Genomic DNA, 14,001 nt, shown 5'->3' with positions numbered 1-14,001 from the left:
AGGCCAGCATCGACACGAGAACATAACGTGAAACTGCGTCTCGGATCAAGTGCCTGGCTCGATCGCAGGCGGCATCTGCCGAGGGCCTACCCATCGACGTTTGGTTCGGCCCGGTGAGCCTCGCGTGCGCCGCTGTCGATCAGTCTTTTGTATTCGCTCGTTCCTGGTCGCGTATCCAGCCGCCACATTGCATAGTGCCCTCGCTGGCGATTGAGACCGGGACGGTATCAAGCCCGCTGGCGCTCGCCAGGAAGCACGATGACCTCATCCGCCGATGCCGTGTCGACCCCAGCGGCCGCGGAGCATCCGGTCCGACCAGCCTTGCTCCTGGGGGCGCTCGGCGTGGTGTTCGGCGACATCGGTACGAGCCCGATTTATGCTTTTCGTGAGTCGCTAAAGGCAGCCGGCGAGACCGCGAGCGAGACGACCGTCTTCGGCGTTCTATCGATGGTGTTTTGGGCTGTCATTCTGATCGTCGCGCTCAAGTACGTCGTGTTCGTCATGCGGGCGGATAATCAGGGCGAGGGCGGCACCATGGCGCTCCTGTCTCTGGCGCTGCCGGTCGCTGGAAAGCTGCGGCCAGCCTTGACCATCATTGGGTTAGCCGGCGCGTCCCTGTTCTTCGGGGACGCGATGATCACGCCAGCCATCTCCGTCCTCAGCGCAATCGAGGGTCTTCAGCTCGTGACCCCGGTCGTCACGCCCTGCGTCGTGCCGATCGCGGCGGTCGTCCTAATTGGGCTGTTCGCGATTCAGAGCCGTGGGAGCGGCAGCGTCGGCTTCCTGTTCGGCCCGGTGATGGCCGCTTGGTTTCTCACCCTGGCCCTGTTCGGGCTGTACCACCTACTTCAGCAGCCGCGTGTCCTACTCGCCTTCGATCCGCGATACGCGCTGGCTTATGTCGGTCATGCGGGTGCGGGAGTCACGTTCGCGGTTCTTGGATCGGTCTTCCTGGCGCTCACCGGCGGTGAGGCGCTGTATGCCGACATGGGCCATTTCGGCCGTGGCGCCATCCGGATCAACTGGTTCGCTTTCGTCTTACCGGCACTCTTGCTCAACTACCTCGGGCAGGGCGCCCTCGTGCTGACCGATCCTGCGGCAGCAGCCAATCCATTCTTCCTGCTCTTTCCGAGCTGGTCGCTCGCTCCGTTCGTTGGGCTTACGACGCTGGCCACGGTGATCGCGAGTCAAGCGGTGCTCTCCGGGGCATTCGCCCTCGTGCAACAGGCAATCCAACTCGGAGCCATCCCTCGACTCGAGATCCGACAGACCTCTGAGGAATCAATCGGACAGGTATACGTGCCGCAGCTCAACTGGCTGTTGGCCGCCGTGGTACTCGGTCTGGTCTTCGGCTTTCGCTCCTCGGATGCCCTTGCCAATGCCTATGGCATCGCGGTCGCGGGCGACATGATGGTCACCACGCTCCTCGTCGCCACCGTCGCCTACGGCCTATGGCGCTGGCCACCCTATCTGATCTTCCCGGTTGCAGGTCTGTTCCTCCTGCTCGATCTGACCTTCGTCGGCGCCAACATCCATAAAATTCCGGCAGGAGGCTGGTTTCCGCTCCTAGTCGGAAGTGCGGCGCTCACGCTGATGCTCACGTGGCGCAAGGGTCGGGCTGTTGCTTTCGACCGACGCGACAAGGACGCCGCCACGATGACGGACTTCATTGCGGGCCTTGGTCGGGCGGACGCTCCGATCCGAATGCGTGGCACCGCCATCTATCTCACCAAGCAGACGGAGATCGTCCCAGCAGCGCTCGCGCTGAACGTCCGCCACAATGGGGTGGTGCATGAGCGGGTGGTGATGCTGAAGGTGACGACGGAGCGGGCACCACGGGTGTCCGAGTCGGAGCGCATCAAGATTGAGCCGCTGCCAGCTGGCTTCAGCTTGGTCTGGCTCACGTTCGGGTTCGCCGAGAAACCTGATGTGATGGCGGCGCTGAGGCTGCATCGTGATGAAGTAGGCGTCGATCCGGATACAGCCTCGTTCTTCATTGGACGCGAGAAGCCGGTTCCGTCGCTGCGCCCCGAGCTGTCCTCATGGCAGGAGCCGCTCTACGCGTTCATGGCGCGCAACGCTGTGCGGTCGCCCGACTACTACCGGATCCCACCACCCCGCGTCGTCGAGCTCGGGACGCAGGTGGAGATGTAGGCGCCGAGGTTATCACGCGTTCCTTTACCCTGCAGCGACTTCGCCCGAGGCTGCTGGCCACATCGGGGTTACGGATCGGGCGGCCCAGCTAATCGCTGAGCCTCCTGCAGCGCGCTGATGACGTCGCCGACTTGTGCCAGCGGGATCCGGATGCCCTTCGCGGTCTCGGTAAGACCGCCCCGGCCGTTCGTGACGGCGATACGGAGATCCAGGCCGACGTCGCCGCGCTTCTCGCGCAGGATGACCCGGATGCTCTCCCGCGCCGACTTCCGCACCTCACCGATGAGCCGGTCATGCATGACGGCCTCCAGCGTCTCGAGCCTGTTTGAGGCACTGATCGGCGAGCTCACGGCAGGCCATCGGATCGGCCAGCGCCGACCTCAGAGCGTCTCGCTGCTCCGGCGATAGATCGGCCAAAGCGATCAAATCGATTGCCGTATCAAGATGATCGACCGCGGTTGCCTCGCCCCGTCCGACGGCGCGGACGAAGGTGATGCCCTTGCTGCGGAGAACCCCCTGGGCACCCGCGATGGTGAAGCCCTGCACGTGTAGCAATTCGCGCACGCCCCGCAGCAGCTCCACGTCCTCGGGTCGATAGTAGCGCCGACCGTTCCTGCGGATGGGACTGATCTGGGGGAACTGAACTCCCCAGAACCGGATCACGTGCTGCTGAACGTCCAACTCCTCGGCGACGACAGCAATCCCCCTGATGGTCATGCGGCCTCCTGTTGCCGGCGGGCGAGCGCCGCGGCGGCGGCATCGCTGTCGGCTAACTGGCCTACTGCCACGCCGGTTAGAGCGTAGGCGAAAGCGTTGCCCACGGACCGGACAACGCTGCCGATGCATTCACCGGCGTGAAATAGGTCGAGGATCACTGCGCCCTCCTGTGGTATCGAGATACCTATGGATGAAACGCCGCACGATTGAAATTTTCTATCGTGCGGCGGGGTTCTTTCAGGGTGACCGCGTGGGCTCGGCCGGTCGTTGAGCGCGGACCTGAGTCCATTCTTGATCACGGACCGCCTGAGCCGCTATGTCGGCGGCCTGCTGCTCCTCCTGCTCGGCGTAGAGTTTCTGCAGGCGCTTCTCGTGCCGCGCGGCATAGGCCCGGCGAGCCGCGTCTACCCGTTCTCGCTCAGCCATGACCTCCGCGAGCGTCGGTGGCTTCGGCTTCGGCGGCTTCGTCCGCATAGGCGTGCGGCACGGCGCCGATGGCTCGACGTCATGCAGCATGATCACCGGACGCGCGCCGCCGCGGTCGAGCTGCAGGACCGCCTCCTCAAGCGAAAGGCCGGCCGAAGCCGTCACACGGCCAGCCGCTGCCATCGCGGCGGACCGTTCGCCCGGGGTTGCACCGCGCCGCATCAGCCCGATGCACTTCCGGAAGCGGTCGAGATCGAGACCGGGGATGCTCATGTGGGGCCTCCGGTTCGATCCGACGTAGGCCCCGCATGCGCTGCCGCGGCGCGCGTGAGGCGACGGCGGGCCCGATCGAAGTGATAGGCAGCAGCAGCAGAATCACCACGCGCAACGGCATGGCCGGCGGCTCTCTGATCCCACGATGCCAAGACTTCCAAGCACCAGGGGACTAAGCGGATTCGCCACCACATCACCGGCAGCATCACCGCAACGGTGAGACGCCAGCCCATCAAGCGCCCGCCTTGATTGGCATTTCGGCCGACATGCGCTCATCAATCTTGCGCAGACGGTCCCAGATCTCGCCGAAGGCAAAGGCTGCGATCCGCCGTTCGCGTTCGGACATTGCCAGACCGGTCCCCGTCTGGGCGCGGACGTCCGCGTTCTGCTCCGAGAGGTGATCCCACCACTGCATGGCGAGGTCGGCCATGAGGCATGCTTCATCGACCTGTCCTTCGATGTCGGAATGGATCTGGTAGAACTCTTCGAGCCGTTCCGCCCTTTCGCGCAGGCGATCCATCTCAATGCGGCCGGGCGAGGTCATGCGCGGCCTCCGACGGTGCGCTGAGCCAGCCGATCCAGCCGAGTGACGTCCGAGGCGATCTGGGCCAGCATCGCCGCCCTGAGCGCCCTCAGCGCCTCGCGATCGGAATTCACCGATCCTTCATTCGATGTGGTAGATGGTTGAACAGTCATCTTGATCCTCAGCGGGTTCGTGATGATCAGGCTGAGGGACCCTGGCAGGGGTCGCCTCGGCCGTTTCGTTTCCGGGATGCGCCCGGCACGCTTCACTCTTCCCCCGTGGAGGGGAGGGTGATCTCTCAAATTGATGATCGCAGGCCGCTTACTTCCTCGGCCGCCATTTGCTCGGCATCCGCCCGGCTGTGACCGCCGTCGAACTCCAAGACGCCAGCGCGCTCGTCGAACAGCGCCTGCCAGTCGTCGGCATCCCAAACCGCGTAGTCCGATGCCTCTGGTGCTACATCCTGCGACCGGAGAGCCGTGCTGATAGGTGTATAAGGTAGGTGTATAAGCGGGGATTTTCCGGCACAGCTATGCGGTGTTTTCACCGCACAAGGCTCATTGTTGTGCGGGGTTTTTCCCGCATTAGATTGATCGAGCGATCCCTCTCCAGTATTAGCGTTGTGCGGGGATTTTCCGGCACAGCGCAGTGACCGTTGAGTTGCCTTGCTTTCAGCGCTGTGCCGGCTTTTTCCCGCACAGAGCCTCGCCTGTTCGGCCTTGCTCAATCGGCGTTTTACGCGGGCTTCTTTGCGAACGGCTCGCCGATCGTCTCTCTCTTGAAGCTGGTGATCCACCTTCGATTCATCGAAGCGATACCAGCTGCCGTCTCCGAAACCCCGGCCTCTCTGAACCCTCAGCCAACCGGTCGCTTCAAGCCGCTTCCTTGAGTCCCCTAATTTGTCTCTCTTGCAGTTCAGCTCCTCCGTCGCGGTCTCGTCGGAAACGTTGAACGATCGTGTCTTCTGATTGAGACCCTGAACGATGTAGACGACGAAGCGCATGTCGGCTCCGCTGACCGCAGGATCCAGATTGATCGCTGTTAGGAGGTCGAGCTTCCACGATGTGAAGCTCTGCCTATCGTCCGGCGAGGAAGCCGACGACTCGATTGTCGCGCCCTCCACGCCGCTGCTCATGGCGCGCCTGCCCGGCCAACGGCTTCCCGGATGACCTCGCCATCAATGGTCCGCTCGATCGTCCGCCACCAGGCTTCCTCCTGGGCATCACACGCCACAGCATACGCCTCTCCGAGCACGCCGCCGGGCGTGCCAGGAAACTCCGCTGCGGCAGCCGCGAACCCGTCGCGGCCCTGAGCCATCGCGTCGGCCATGCAGGTGACGATGGCCGCCAACACCTGCGTCCGCGTGTCGGCGCTCACGCCGCGTTCTCCTGGCGCTCGATCCACGCCATGATGGTGGAGCGACGAGCGCAGAGGGTGCCACCCAGCTTGAAGGTCGGCAGGCCCAGCTTGTCGGCCGCATGGTAGACGCGGCGACGGTTGGCTTCCGTCGACGAGCCGAACATGAATGCCGCGATGGCATCCGCACCGGTCATCAGATCCTCGGCAAGCGGCAAGCCGCTCCCGTTCGCCCCGAGGTGGGGCGTTGCACTATTCGTCATTTTGCAAGTTCCTATGCTGCGAGAATTCGACCGACTGCGGCCAAGGTAACTTCACTAATTGTTGTTGTGTCGCGCTTATCTCCAGCCGACAAAGATTTCGCGCCGGCGTCGTAGAAATTTAGGATGCACAGCGGCTCGTCTAATTGATCCGGGTCATCACTTCGCCAGCCGATCCAAAGTTCCAACCTTGGAACTGGCCTCCTAAAGGTAATGCTTACGGCATAAGAGCGTTCGCTTAAAACCGGATCAGCACTTCCCTGTTTTGTGTAACAACCGATCAGCCTAGATAAGCACTGAACGGGATCCTCCGGCCGAAACAATGCGCGGCTTACATAATCCTCCTCAGCGCTTTCCAGCTCTATAGGATAGACATCTTCACGGCCTTTGATTGCTTTGTACGCAGACACTACATTTGGAGCGTCTTTCGCTAGCGCAGTGGCGTTGACCCCTATAAGTAAATGAGCCGCATCTTCCGACGTCATCTTAGCTGCAGCCCTACCGCGACCAAGCTTCGATATCAGTCCGGCATCGCGAAGATACTGGCCAATACCTGTCACAGCCATTTCACTTAGGCCCTCCGCTTCGGAGACCGTGCGGATTAGGTCTCTGAAGAGCGCCATCGCAGTTCCTAGCTATATGGATAATCCTGATAGAGGGTCAAGCGCTATCTGGAAAATCCTGAAAGAATCGTGTTAGCTTGCCTCCGGCCGGTATGACATCGGCCTTGGAGTCATGGAATGGCGACCATCAGGAAGAGGATGCTACCGAGCGGAAAGACTGCTTGGCTGGCGAGCTACAACGACAGCGGCGGCGAACGGCGGTTCAAGCAATTTCCAACGCGGAAGGAAGCCGACGCCTTCATGGTGCGCGTGCGCGGCGAGGTAGCCGCTGGGAGCCACGTTCCGGACCGCGCGGCGAGCACGGTCGACCAGGCCTACGCGTTGCTCATCACGGCCCTCGAAAGCGACCAGGCGGCCAGAGCGACGCTCCACAACTACCGGGTCTACTATCGCAACCACGTCGCCCCGTTCCTCGGCGCACGGTTGCTGCCGAAGCTGCACCCGGCCGACGTCGGCGATTGGCTCGAGAAGCTGAAGGCCGAGGGCCGGACGGACGATACCTGCCGGCGGGCGCGGATCGTCCTCGGCGCCATCTACGATGAGGCCATCCGGCGCCGGCTCGCCTATGTGAACCCGGTCCGGTCGCTGCGCAGCCGCCGGAAGACGCGGCGGGCGGAGATCCGCCGAGCCGAGGACACCGTGCGCATCCCCGAGCGCGAGGTCGTGCGGGCCCTGCTAGCGACCGCGGCCGACGTCGATGCGCTGTTCCTCATCGCGCGGGAGCGCACCGCTTCCGGCCTGCGCACGATCCAGGTTCGGCGCACCGACGCAGCTCATCCGATCCAGGCTCTGCGCGCCTTCCGTGCCGAGCATCCCGAGGCCCTAATCGACAGCTTCCACGCAACGACATGGCTCCGACCGTTCCTCGCGACGATGGCGCTGGCAGGTCTGCGGATCGGAGAGGCGAGGGGGCTCGACTGGCGCCGCGTCCGGCCAGAGGATCTTCAGGTGCGCGAGGCCGTCGACCGCTACAACGCCCTCGATGCGGTGAAGACGGTGGCGGCCCTGCGCAGCGTCCCGGTTGGCCCGCAGTTGGCCGCGATCCTCGCCAACTGGAAGGCCAAGAGTGGCCGCGCCGGCGGACTGGTCTACCCGTCGGAGAAGGGCACGCCGATCGGCTATCCGAACATCGTCAATCGCCAGCTCGCGCCGCTTCAGATCGCCCTCGGCATCGTCTCCGCCGATGGTTCGCCGCGGTGGACAGCCCACAGCTTCCGGCACTTCGCCATCAGCCTTTGGATCGATGAGGGAGCCGCAATCAAGCAGGTATCCGAATGGGCCGGGCACGAGTCGCCCGAGTTCACGCAGCGGGTTTACGGCCACCTGTTCGATGCTGGTCGGACGGACCGCAGGGCGATCACTGCCGGCGAGCTATCAGTGCTCGGTGCGGCCGAGCCCGCAACACGAGTACAACACGGCAACGACAACGCCTCCGAAACCCAAGCATCTGCAATAGCTTGATCCCACGCTTAGGCCGCCTTCTAAGCGGCAGGTCGTTGGTTCGAGCCCAACCGGGGTCGCCACCGCTCCGTGCGGCCGCAGATGGCGCGAGACGCTGTCGGCATCGGCACCCAATCATCGTCCGGTTCTTCGATTCGGCATCGCGTCTGCTGCCGCCTCTGCCCCGCACCGCATCGTCGACCAGGGCATCTCCGATACCCCCTTCGGACGATCGGGACCGTTGCAAGGGTTCCGCGTGAGGAAGCCCCGCGGGACTTCGCGCCCAATCGCAGAATCGACAATCATCAAAAATTAAGACAAGTCCGCCGCGATTGCGTTACTTGGGTCTCGTCAACTCAGTTCCGACTTGGAGGCACCAATGATCCCTTATCGCGTGAGCGTGCTGGCACCCAACGCCGACGACGACCGGAGCCATAAGGTGATGGTGTTCGGCACCTATGCCGACACCGATGGCGAGGCCTTGCGGACCGTGTCGGGCGCGATGCCGGACGGGTGGCGGGTGGATCGCATTGCTGGTCTTCTGTCTCGGGCCGAGGTCGAACAGCTGCGCCTCGCTCACGGCGAGGTCCGCGAAGTCTCGTCCTTCACCATCGATGGCTTGCTGACGCCCGAGGATGCGCTCTATGCCAGCCAAGAGCGTTCGCGGCCCGAAGCGCTGTGAGTGCCCGGTGAGCCGGATGGCGGGCTCATCGCGGGGCGAACACGGTGATGTTGCTGTTGAGCTGATACGTTCCGGTCGGCGGCGTGTTCACGAAGCGCAGGTAGATCGGGCTCTCGCCGAGGATCGCGCCGAAGGACGGCGTGACCGGCATGGGAAAGCACTTGGCGAGGGCCGCGTCGGCCGCCTCCTGATAGTGCCGCTGCGCCTCGGCACCGCCCTTGAGCTGGCGCGCGATGATGCGCGGCGTGCCGCGGATCGCCCCCGTCTTGTCGAGGCCGAAGCGGTAGGCGAGGAGCGAGCCGTCCGTGCCCGCCGGCACCGTCCAGCACGTCGCGAGGGCGGACCGCATGTCCGCCCAGTTGTTGGCTCGCGCTCGCGCTTCGGGTTCCGCCCCGGCCGGCCCGGCGATGCCGCAGAGCACCGCCGCGGCGGCGGCGAGACGGGCGGGGACCTTTCGCATCGGCGAGCGCTCCTAAGGGAAAGGCGCCCCTTCGCGCCATCCGCGTCAACGTGCCGAAGGCCGCTCGGGCTTCACGTCCGTCGCGTTCCGCGCGCCTCACCGCTTTCCCCCTCGGATCAGCCGGAGACCGCCCATGCCCGGCGGCAGGTCGGGCGGACCCGCCCGGTCGAGGTCCGGAAAGTGGGCCTGGCACCTTGGCACGTACTGGTTGCCCCTTCGCGCGCCCGGTCGTTCCCGCCAGGGGCAATCGAGGGCGATGCGCTCCAGCACGTCCGCCAGCGGGGTCTCCGGGCCGAACTTCGCCGCAAGGCGCGCGAGGCGGTAGCTCCCGCTCCGGTGCGGGCAAAGGGTGCAGGCCAACCGGACGACGATGAAGGGGTAGGCCGCGAGGCATGGGACCTCTGGCCGTCTCGGTGGCACCGCATCGACTCCCTCCCTCAACCCACGGTGAGAACGAACAAGGAACGAGGCATGCCACCATTGGTTCGGTCAAGCTCGCTCCCGACATGCCTCCGGGATCTGTCCCGGGCTTGGCCGCAGGGCGGGGACCGGGTGGCGAACTGGTCCGGCGGATGCTTAGAGACCCGCCCGCCACCGCAGGGATGCCGATGCACTGGCCCGCCGCCTACGCCGACTTCAACGTCTTCCGTCGCCGCCGGAGGCCCGAGCTGCGCTGCGCCGTCCGGCAGGATCGTCCGGTCCCGCGCTTCATCGACGGCGCGATCTGGGAGTTCAGCGGCACCGTGGTGGGCGAGCGGCCGCCGGCCGGCTTCCAGTCGCTGGAGGCCCATGAGGCGATGCTTTCGGCCGGCTACTACCTGTTCCGGTCGCCCGGCGCGCGGAACTGATGGCGGCCCATCACACCGCGTCCACCTCCTCGAGATCGAGCGTGAGGGTGGCCCGCATGACGACCTTGCCGTTCTGATCCCGGACGATGGCGAGGTAGTCCTGTCGGTCCGAGACGGCGTCGAGCAGCTGGGCCACCCGCCGCATCACCTGAACCAGCCGCGCCTGCGCGGCCGCGATGTCGGGGAGGTCGAAGCCCTGGGTGTCGCGGACGAAGTTCGTTCCGTCGTGAAGGTCGATGTAGAACAGCGGCATCGCGCGCACCTGCCGTCGGCAAGCCCGCTCCGTACTACGCAGGGGGCGGCGTCCGGTACGGATACGTGGTCGCAGGTCGCACCCGGACCATGGCGTCGTCGGCCGCGGTGAAACCTCCGCAGGATGCTTCGCATCGCGTGCACGGGAGCCGCTTGGCTGATAGGGTGCGCGCCATGGATGATGCACGCCTCGAAGAGGCTCGCGCCCGGCTCCTCAGGGTCTCGTCGCTGCCCGACCTGGTGGCCGCCCTGCGGGACACCGCCCGTACGATCGCCGGCGCCGACGGCATCTCGGTGGTGCTGCGGGACGGCGAGTTCTGCCACTACGTCGCCGAGGACGCGATCCGGCCGCTGTGGAAGGGGCGCCGCTTCCGGCTGCAGGACTGCATCTCCGGCTGGGTCATGCTGAACAAGCGCCCGGCCGTCGTTCCCTACATCGAAGGCGATCGTCGCCTGCCCGTCGAAGCGTATCTGGCGACGGCGATGTGCAGCCTGGTGATGATCCCGATCGGCGTGCCGGAGCCCGTGGCGGCGCTCGGCGCCTACTGGAGCGCCTGGGTCGAGCCCGACGACGCCACGGTCTCGCGCCTGCAATCGCTCGCCGACATGGCGACGGCAGCCCTCGCGCGCATGCAGCCGGTGGCATGCGGCGCCCTCCTGGAGCCAGCACTCAGCGCCTGAGCAGGCCCACCCGCATCGGCGTTCCGACGCGTCGCGCAGGATCGAAGCCATGGGCTGCCGGGGCGATCCCCGAAGAACGCCCGCGCTGTGCCGGAACGTCGCACCCCGACCCTGGGTTAGCAAACGCGTGGTTCACGCCGAACCCAGGGAGAAACGCCATGAAGATCCTCACGCTGGCTCTCGCCGGCATGCTGATGCTCGGGTCCGCCGCCATCGCGGCGGAGGGCGGCTCGGGCACCACCAAGTCCGGGACCATGAACAGCACCGGCCCGAACGACGCCGGTGCCGGGTCGTCCCCGGGGGCGGCCGGAAGCGGCCCGACAACGGGCGACAAGAGCCGCTCCGGAACGTCCAACAGCACCGGCGCCAACGATGCCGGGGCCGGCTCGACGCCCGGCGCATCCGGGAAGGGCACCGCCGCACCGACCCGCTGAGCCGCGGCCGACCTGAATCGGGTGCCGGGCTCAAGCCCCGGCATCCGCCTGCGATGAGACGCGCCGCCGGTGCGGACTCGACGAACGGTCGGACCGGGGATCGGCCGGCGAAGGCATCCATCCGAGCCGGTCGAACCTTCGTCACCCCCGCGCGCGATCGCGAAAGCCCGATCCGCCGCGCGGAAGACCGGCCGGCGCGGTGGGCGCCGGGGAACGCACCGCAGCAGCCGACGTTCTAGCCGGGAAGCGCGGCTGTTCGCGCCCGGGTTCTCTCAGAATGTCTACGCCCAACCCCGGTCCGAGGAGTCCGTCGTCGGAGGACGGCTCGGTCGTCTGGATCCTGATGCTGGGATCGGCGCTGATCGCCCTCGTGGCGGCGCAGACCCGGAAAGGCACGCCGGCGGTCCAGCCCGCGGCCGAGCGGGCGGTCGAGCGGCGACCGGCGCAGCGGGTGGCGCCGAGCGGGCAGGCGGGAGCGCGCTCGCATTCCGGCCGGGCGGCCCAGCGCATCGCCGAGACCCAGCCCGAGCGCGGCCGCGCCGCGACCAACCCGACCGAGATCACCGCCGCCGGCTGGAAGGACGTCGCGGTGCGCACCTTCCTCGAGTTCAACAAGGACCGGGTCCTGTCGGTGGCGGCGGGCGTCACCTTCTACACCCTGCTCTCGCTGTTTCCGGCGGTCGCGGCGCTCGTCTCCTGCTACGGCCTGTTCGCCGACGTGAACGTGATCAACGATCACCTCGCCAGCCTCCAGGGCGTGCTGCCGTCCGGGGCGATCGAGATCATCGGCGATCAGGTCAAGCGCATCGCCGCCAAGGGCGGCGGCACCCTCGGGCTGACGTTCTTCACCAGCCTGGTGCTGTCGCTGTGGAGCGCCAACGCCGCGATGAAGGCGATGTTCGACGCGCTCAACGTCGTCTACGAGGAGGAGGAGAAGCGCAGCTTCGTCATGCTGAACCTGCGCTCGCTCACCTTCACCGTCGGCGCGCTGGTGTTCACGATCTTCGCACTCGCCTCGATCGTGGTGCTGCCGGTGGTGTTCAACTTCATCGGCATCAGCGCCGGCGCCTGGTACGTCGCGGCCCTGCGCTGGCCGGCCCTGGTCCTCGTGCTGCTCGGCGGCCTGTCGCTGCTCTACCGCTACGGCCCGAGCCGCGAGCGGGCGCGCTGGCGCTGGGTCGGCGTCGGCAGCGTGGTCGCCGGCCTGCTCTGGCTCGTCGCCTCGCTGCTGTTCTCCTGGTACGTGGCGAGCTTCGGCAACTACAACGAGACCTACGGGTCGCTCGGCGCGGTGATCGGCTTCATGACCTGGATCTGGATCTCCTCGACGATCGTGCTTCTCGGCGGCGAGATCAACGCAGAGATCGAGCATCAGACCGGGCAGGACACCACGACGGGCGCGGCGCTCCCGCTCGGCGAGCGCGAGGCGCGCATGGCGGACACCGTCGGCGCGGCGGCGTGACGGGCTCGCAGCGTCAGCCCTCCGGCCCCATATCGGGCGGATCATGCATGCGGAGGACGCGATGAGCGGATCGGATACGATATCGGCGCCGGAGACCCGGACCGAGGCCGAGTGGCGGGCGGTGCTCTCGCCCGAGCAGTATCGGGTGCTGCGCGAGCACGGCACCGAGCGCGCCGGAACGAGCTGCCTGCTAGCCGAGAAGCGTCCCGGCACCTTCACCTGCGCCGGCTGCGGCACGCCGCTCTTCGTCAACGAGACCAAGTTCGAGTCCGGCACCGGCTGGCCGAGCTTCTTCGAGCCGCTGCCCGGCGCGGTGGAGACCCAGGTCGACCGCAGCCACTGGATGGTACGCACCGAGGCGCATTGCGCGCGCTGCAAGGGGCATCTCGGCCACGTCTTCGACGACGGCCCGGCACCGACCGGCCTTCGATACTGCATGAACGGAGCATCCCTGGCGTTCACGCCGAAGGAGCCCGGGCCGGACTCGGTTTGAGGCAGGATAGTAAACGCTATCCAAGATCCTGCGCCGCCGCGGTCTTGATTTCGGCGGCTTTTTGCTTAGTCCCTGAGTGATCGATGGGCAGCGAAGGCCCTGTCCGAAGCGGACGTGACGCGTGCGCCGCCAGGATCGACCCGCGGGACGGCCTCGCGCTCTGCGTGTGGCGCGGCCTTTCCAGCGGTCTTCGTCGCACGGAGCAGAACGGGTCGAACGGCCGGCGGTCACCGACCGCCGGATCGTCCTTGAGCGGAGGTTGAGTATGAGCGTCGTCCGGCGGTTTCTCGTGGCACCGGCCCTGGTGCGTCTGATCCGCAAGGAGCGCGGCGGCGCCCGTATCACCGAAGGCTACTTCGCGCCGCAGGGCGGGCGGACCTCGTTCGTCCGGGTCGACGGGCAGCAATGCCATCTCGTCCTGATCACCAAGGATGCGCAGGGCGCCTCTGCCGAGGAGCGCACGGACGTGCCCCGCGCGCACGGCGACGCGCTGCTCGACGTCTGCTCCGGCAAGGCCGCCTACGACCGTACGGCGGTGTCGCTCGGGACGAAGGAGGCGGTGATCGACCGCTACGTCAGCCCGGGCAGCCTGGATCTCGTCAGCGTCACCTTCGACGAGGCCGGCGAGGCGTCGGCCTTCACCGCGCCGACCTGGTTCGGTCGCGACGTGACCGAGGATGCCGCCTATGACCGCCAGGCGCTGGCGCTCCAGGGCATTCCCTCCACCGGCGAGATCGGCCTGAGCAACGCCGCCCTCGATGCCGTCCTCGACCTGATCGAGCCGCGCTTCGGCTTCGGCCGCTACGGTGCCAACACGCGCTCGGGCGAGAAGCCCGCCGAGAAGGACGGCGTCGTCGACGCGCTGCGCCGGATCGCGGGCACCGGTGCGCCGGCCGCCGCTCCGGTGGCCGCGATCC

General features: G+C 66.5%; 20 protein-coding genes. 9 read left to right on the top strand and 11 right to left on the bottom strand.

Features of this window, described 5'->3' with window-relative positions; all coding sequences use genetic code 11:
- Positions 1-258: 258 nt before the first annotated feature.
- Positions 259-2,154, top strand: a complete 1,896-nt coding sequence (locus tag FV230_RS02915; protein ID WP_147841176.1) for a potassium transporter Kup — start codon at positions 259-261, stop codon at positions 2,152-2,154.
- A gap of 68 nt (positions 2,155-2,222) precedes the next feature.
- Here the strand turns inward: FV230_RS02915 and FV230_RS02910 are convergent, their stop codons facing one another.
- The 8 genes from FV230_RS02910 to FV230_RS02875 form a co-directional block, all read right to left on the bottom strand.
- Positions 2,223-2,453, bottom strand: a complete 231-nt coding sequence (locus FV230_RS02910) for a hypothetical protein (protein ID WP_147841175.1) — start codon at positions 2,451-2,453, stop codon at positions 2,223-2,225.
- Complete coding sequence (locus FV230_RS02905) at positions 2,446-2,871, bottom strand: MerR family transcriptional regulator (RefSeq protein WP_147841174.1); 426 nt, start codon at positions 2,869-2,871, stop codon at positions 2,446-2,448. The genes FV230_RS02910 and FV230_RS02905 overlap by 8 nt, the downstream gene beginning before the upstream one ends.
- A gap of 237 nt (positions 2,872-3,108) precedes the next feature.
- Complete coding sequence (locus FV230_RS02900; protein WP_147841173.1) at positions 3,109-3,570, bottom strand: hypothetical protein; 462 nt, start codon at positions 3,568-3,570, stop codon at positions 3,109-3,111.
- A gap of 232 nt (positions 3,571-3,802) precedes the next feature.
- Complete coding sequence (locus FV230_RS02895) at positions 3,803-4,114, bottom strand: hypothetical protein (RefSeq protein WP_147841172.1); 312 nt, start codon at positions 4,112-4,114, stop codon at positions 3,803-3,805.
- A gap of 277 nt (positions 4,115-4,391) precedes the next feature.
- A complete protein-coding gene (locus tag FV230_RS02890; RefSeq protein WP_147841171.1) occupies positions 4,392-5,228 on the bottom strand; it encodes a hypothetical protein in 837 nt (278 codons plus the stop codon).
- Complete coding sequence (locus FV230_RS02885) at positions 5,225-5,470, bottom strand: hypothetical protein (RefSeq protein ID WP_147841170.1); 246 nt, start codon at positions 5,468-5,470, stop codon at positions 5,225-5,227. Before FV230_RS02885 ends, FV230_RS02890 begins: the two co-directional genes overlap by 4 nt.
- Positions 5,467-5,667, bottom strand: coding sequence for a DNA-binding protein (locus tag FV230_RS02880; RefSeq protein WP_246694704.1), 201 nt, complete (start codon positions 5,665-5,667; stop codon positions 5,467-5,469). The genes FV230_RS02885 and FV230_RS02880 overlap by 4 nt, the downstream gene beginning before the upstream one ends.
- Positions 5,668-5,723: 56 nt before the next feature.
- Entirely contained in the window at positions 5,724-6,332 is a 609-nt protein-coding gene (locus FV230_RS02875) for a hypothetical protein (protein WP_147841168.1), read from the bottom strand.
- A gap of 138 nt (positions 6,333-6,470) precedes the next feature.
- Between FV230_RS02875 and FV230_RS02870 the strand changes: the two genes are divergently transcribed.
- Both FV230_RS02870 and FV230_RS02865 read left to right on the top strand, forming a co-directional pair.
- The gene (locus FV230_RS02870) at positions 6,471-7,793 is read left to right on the top strand and encodes a tyrosine-type recombinase/integrase (RefSeq protein WP_187275358.1); all 1,323 of its coding nucleotides are present in this window, start codon (positions 6,471-6,473) and stop codon (positions 7,791-7,793) included.
- Positions 7,794-8,151: 358 nt separating this feature from the next.
- Entirely contained in the window at positions 8,152-8,454 is a 303-nt protein-coding gene (locus tag FV230_RS02865) for a hypothetical protein (protein ID WP_147841166.1), read from the top strand.
- 25 nt (positions 8,455-8,479) lie between these two features.
- Here FV230_RS02865 and FV230_RS02860 read toward each other — a convergent pair whose 3' ends face one another.
- Positions 8,480-8,914 (bottom strand): hypothetical protein, encoded by a 435-nt coding sequence (locus tag FV230_RS02860; protein ID WP_147841165.1) that lies wholly within the window; start codon positions 8,912-8,914, stop codon positions 8,480-8,482.
- A gap of 96 nt (positions 8,915-9,010) precedes the next feature.
- Positions 9,011-9,334 (bottom strand): hypothetical protein, encoded by a 324-nt coding sequence (locus FV230_RS02855; protein WP_147841164.1) that lies wholly within the window; start codon positions 9,332-9,334, stop codon positions 9,011-9,013.
- Positions 9,335-9,522: 188 nt separating this feature from the next.
- On the opposite strand from FV230_RS02855, the gene FV230_RS02850 reads away from it, so the two are divergent.
- The gene (locus FV230_RS02850) at positions 9,523-9,762 is read left to right on the top strand and encodes a hypothetical protein (RefSeq protein ID WP_147724686.1); all 240 of its coding nucleotides are present in this window, start codon (positions 9,523-9,525) and stop codon (positions 9,760-9,762) included.
- A gap of 10 nt (positions 9,763-9,772) precedes the next feature.
- Here the strand turns inward: FV230_RS02850 and FV230_RS02845 are convergent, their stop codons facing one another.
- Complete coding sequence (locus tag FV230_RS02845) at positions 9,773-10,015, bottom strand: hypothetical protein (RefSeq protein ID WP_147724688.1); 243 nt, start codon at positions 10,013-10,015, stop codon at positions 9,773-9,775.
- A 173-nt stretch (positions 10,016-10,188) separates the two neighbouring features.
- Here FV230_RS02845 and FV230_RS02840 point away from each other — a divergent pair, with 173 nt between their 5' ends.
- The 5 genes from FV230_RS02840 to FV230_RS02820 all read left to right on the top strand — a co-directional run.
- On the top strand, positions 10,189-10,695 hold the full coding sequence (locus FV230_RS02840; RefSeq protein WP_147841163.1) for a GAF domain-containing protein: 507 nt from the start codon (positions 10,189-10,191) through the stop codon (positions 10,693-10,695).
- A 158-nt stretch (positions 10,696-10,853) separates the two neighbouring features.
- On the top strand, positions 10,854-11,129 hold the full coding sequence (locus tag FV230_RS02835; protein ID WP_147841162.1) for a hypothetical protein: 276 nt from the start codon (positions 10,854-10,856) through the stop codon (positions 11,127-11,129).
- 343 nt (positions 11,130-11,472) lie between these two features.
- A complete protein-coding gene (locus tag FV230_RS02830; RefSeq protein ID WP_147841204.1) occupies positions 11,473-12,591 on the top strand; it encodes a YihY/virulence factor BrkB family protein in 1,119 nt (372 codons plus the stop codon).
- Between the two features lie 61 nt (positions 12,592-12,652).
- Positions 12,653-13,084, top strand: coding sequence for a peptide-methionine (R)-S-oxide reductase MsrB (gene msrB, locus FV230_RS02825; RefSeq protein ID WP_147841161.1), 432 nt, complete (start codon positions 12,653-12,655; stop codon positions 13,082-13,084).
- Between the two features lie 265 nt (positions 13,085-13,349).
- Positions 13,350-14,001: hypothetical protein (locus FV230_RS02820; RefSeq protein ID WP_246694703.1), on the top strand; the 652-nt coding region annotated here is incomplete at its 3' end.

The sequence above is a fragment of the Methylobacterium sp. WL6 genome (genome assembly GCF_008040095.1).
In the GTDB taxonomy this organism is placed as follows: Bacteria; Pseudomonadota; Alphaproteobacteria; order Rhizobiales; family Beijerinckiaceae; genus Methylobacterium.
The sequence above is the reverse complement of the archived record's forward strand: the minus strand, read 5'-3'. Positions and strand labels throughout refer to the sequence as shown.

Bases quoted from the DNA above. Each gene is read 5' to 3' on its own strand.
- FV230_RS02915 (WP_147841176.1), top strand. From the start codon at position 259: ATGACCTCATCCGCCGATGCCGTGTCGACCCCAGCGGCCGCGGAGCAT.
- FV230_RS02910 (WP_147841175.1), bottom strand. From the start codon at position 2,453: ATGCATGACCGGCTCATCGGTGAGGTGCGGAAGTCGGCGCGGGAGAGC.
- FV230_RS02905 (WP_147841174.1), bottom strand. From the start codon at position 2,871: ATGACCATCAGGGGGATTGCTGTCGTCGCCGAGGAGTTGGACGTTCAG.
- FV230_RS02900 (WP_147841173.1), bottom strand. From the start codon at position 3,570: ATGAGCATCCCCGGTCTCGATCTCGACCGCTTCCGGAAGTGCATCGGG.
- FV230_RS02895 (WP_147841172.1), bottom strand. From the start codon at position 4,114: ATGACCTCGCCCGGCCGCATTGAGATGGATCGCCTGCGCGAAAGGGCG.
- FV230_RS02890 (WP_147841171.1), bottom strand. From the start codon at position 5,228: ATGAGCAGCGGCGTGGAGGGCGCGACAATCGAGTCGTCGGCTTCCTCG.
- FV230_RS02875 (WP_147841168.1), bottom strand. From the start codon at position 6,332: ATGGCGCTCTTCAGAGACCTAATCCGCACGGTCTCCGAAGCGGAGGGC.
- FV230_RS02870 (WP_187275358.1), top strand. From the start codon at position 6,471: ATGCTACCGAGCGGAAAGACTGCTTGGCTGGCGAGCTACAACGACAGC.
- FV230_RS02865 (WP_147841166.1), top strand. From the start codon at position 8,152: ATGATCCCTTATCGCGTGAGCGTGCTGGCACCCAACGCCGACGACGAC.
- FV230_RS02860 (WP_147841165.1), bottom strand. From the start codon at position 8,914: ATGCGAAAGGTCCCCGCCCGTCTCGCCGCCGCCGCGGCGGTGCTCTGC.
- FV230_RS02850 (WP_147724686.1), top strand. From the start codon at position 9,523: ATGCACTGGCCCGCCGCCTACGCCGACTTCAACGTCTTCCGTCGCCGC.
- FV230_RS02845 (WP_147724688.1), bottom strand. From the start codon at position 10,015: ATGCCGCTGTTCTACATCGACCTTCACGACGGAACGAACTTCGTCCGC.
- FV230_RS02840 (WP_147841163.1), top strand. From the start codon at position 10,189: ATGGATGATGCACGCCTCGAAGAGGCTCGCGCCCGGCTCCTCAGGGTC.
- FV230_RS02835 (WP_147841162.1), top strand. From the start codon at position 10,854: ATGAAGATCCTCACGCTGGCTCTCGCCGGCATGCTGATGCTCGGGTCC.
- FV230_RS02830 (WP_147841204.1), top strand. From the start codon at position 11,473: ATGCTGGGATCGGCGCTGATCGCCCTCGTGGCGGCGCAGACCCGGAAA.
- msrB (WP_147841161.1), top strand. From the start codon at position 12,653: ATGAGCGGATCGGATACGATATCGGCGCCGGAGACCCGGACCGAGGCC.